The organism is Vibrio sp. OPT46 (assembly GCF_015163535.1).
Lineage (GTDB): Bacteria > Pseudomonadota > Gammaproteobacteria > Enterobacterales > Vibrionaceae > Vibrio > Vibrio alginolyticus.
In genome coordinates, this window is the sequence record NZ_JADDYG010000770.1 from 27,023 (window position 1) to 29,645 (window position 2,623).

Annotated in this window: 1 protein-coding gene; it reads left to right on the forward strand. The window is 48.6% G+C overall.

The features are described 5' to 3' along the window. Positions 1–27: 27 nt before the first annotated feature. Positions 28–2,623 (forward strand): heavy metal translocating P-type ATPase (locus IQR33_RS27040; RefSeq protein ID WP_228014181.1); only part of this gene is annotated, 2,596 nt, incomplete at its 3' end.

Genomic DNA, 2,623 nt, shown 5'->3' on the forward strand with positions numbered 1-2,623 from the left:
GGCATCACTACTATTGAGGTGCAGATTATGTATCAGTTAGTTATACCTTTATCAGGGCTCAACTGCATGGGCTGTGCGAGAAAAGTTGAGAAGGCTTTACATGCAAATCACGATGTGGAGATCCTCAATTTGTCCCCGACGCAAGTAGAGGTCAAAACCGAGTCTTCTCTTAAAGAGCTCGTCTCGTCGATTGAATCTCTTGGTTACCAAGCAGGAAATCACTACGAACTAAACCTTTCAGGCTTAAGCTGTGGCGGTTGCGTCAAAAAACTTTCATCTTTATTAGAATCTAATCAAGACGTTATTTCTTTTGAGGCTTCAACAACGCACTTAGAGATTCGTACCCTCCTCTCCGAGCAACAAGTGATCGACTTAATAGCAACACTCGGCTATACCGCCAACCTTGATTCTGTTGAAGTAGAGAACGAAAGCTCACCAGAGACCGAACAGGTAGAACAGCAAAGCAATATTAAAGATACGCAGGTGCCACCAGCGAGTATTCAATTGCAAATGCTGATTCAAGGCATGACGTGTGCGAGTTGCGTATCTTCAGTAGAGAAAGCACTTACTAACGTAGAAGGCGTTGAGAAAGCACAGGTCAACCTTGCAGAACAAAGCGCACTAATATTCGCAAGCCAAGACTCTGATGACCTCCTTAACGCAATTGTTGAATCGGTAAAACAAGCCGGTTACCAAGCAGAGATCCTACAAGACGCCGCAACCCAGCAAGAAAAGCAAGCACAGCAACAACGTCAGCAACAAAAACGCTTTAAACTGGATGCTATTGCTGGCCTTGTCGTCGGTGCCCCTTTAATGATTTGGGGCGTAGCTGGCGGCAATATGATGATTCGCAACACCAACGACCAATTAGCTTGGGGCGCGATCGGTATCGTATGTTTACTCCTTCTTGCCACAGCAGGGAAACACTTCTTCAGTAACGCTTGGTTAGCAGCTACTCACAAGCGCGCCACCATGGACACGTTAGTCGCGCTCGGTACTGGCGCAGCGTGGCTCTATTCGATGCTTGTGGTGATTTTCCCAGACTGGTTCCCTCTTGCTTCACGCCACGTGTACTTTGAAGCGAGTGCAATGATCATCGGCTTAATTTCTCTTGGTCACTATATAGAAGCAAAAGCCAAAGCAAACACAACACGTTCCTTACAAGCGTTGATTAACCTGCAACCTCAGCAAGCTACGGTAATTACGGAACAAGGCGACCAAAAAATCGCGGTTGAGCAAATCACGTTAGGCATGAAACTGCGTATCAAACCAGGCGAGAAAGTGCCTGTTGATGGCGTTGTGATTCAAGGTGAATCATACATTGATGAGTCGATGCTCACTGGTGAACCAGTACCAGTATTAAAAGCACAAGAGGCTCAAGTGTCTGCCGGGACATTAAATACCGATGGTGGATTAGTCATTGAGGCAACGGGTATTGGCGCAAATACCATGCTGGCTCGTATCATCCGCATGGTGCGCACAGCGCAAAGCAGTAAGCCTGCCATCGCGAAACTGGCAGACCAGATTTCATCGGTGTTTGTCCCTGTCGTTGTTGGCATAGCAATACTGGCCGCGCTCGTTTGGTTTGCCGTTGGCCCAGAGCCAAAAGCGAGTTATATGCTGGTGGTCACCACAACCGTCCTGATCATCGCCTGCCCTTGCGCTCTAGGCTTAGCAACCCCGCTTTCTGTCACGGTGGGAGTGGGTAAAGCCGCAGAGCTCGGCATTCTAATCAAAGACGCCGACGCCCTGCAATTGGCAAGCAAAGTCGACACGGTTGTGTTCGACAAAACTGGCACGCTTACCCAAGGTAAACCTAGCGTTCAGAAAGTGTTTACTCACGCCACCAGCCAAGAAGATCTATTGGCTTTAGCGTATGCGGCAGAGCGTCAGTCTGAGCACCCACTGGCAAAAGCGGTATGTGATTACGCCAAACGACACGACGCAAAGGATGTCTCATTAGACAAGTTTGAGAACGTTCGCGGGCGCGGCATTTGGGCGACGTATCAAGATAAACCGCTACTCATTGGTTCGCTTCAATTTATGCAAGCAGAGAACGTCGAGACCAGCGCACTAAAACCTGCCATCGATGAATGCGCAAAAAATGCGTGGACTCCGGTAGCTGTGGCATTGAACGGCGAACTGATCGGTCTGATCGCCATTGCCGACCCGATCAAATCAGATGCGAAGCAAGCGCTCTCTGCATTAAAATCGCAAGGCATCAAAACGGTAATGCTGACGGGCGATAACCAACACGTTGCCAATACTATCGGCCAAGAACTTGGTATTGATGAAGTGATTGCCCAAGTAATGCCAGATGAGAAAGCTCAGCACATTGAGCAACTTCAATCTCAAGGACATGTCGTGGCAATGGTGGGGGATGGCATTAACGACGCCCCTGCTCTCGCGTTATCCAACCTAGGTATTGCCATGGGTAGCGGCAGTGATGTCGCCATTGAAAGTTCGCAAATGACCATCCTGAACACGTCACCAATGGCGGTAGTACATGCGATTGAACTCTCTCGCGCTACACTTAAAAACATGAAGCAAAACCTATTTGGTGCCTTTGTTTACAACTCGTTGGGTATTCCAGTTGCCGCTGGTGTGCTTTACCCAGCGTTTG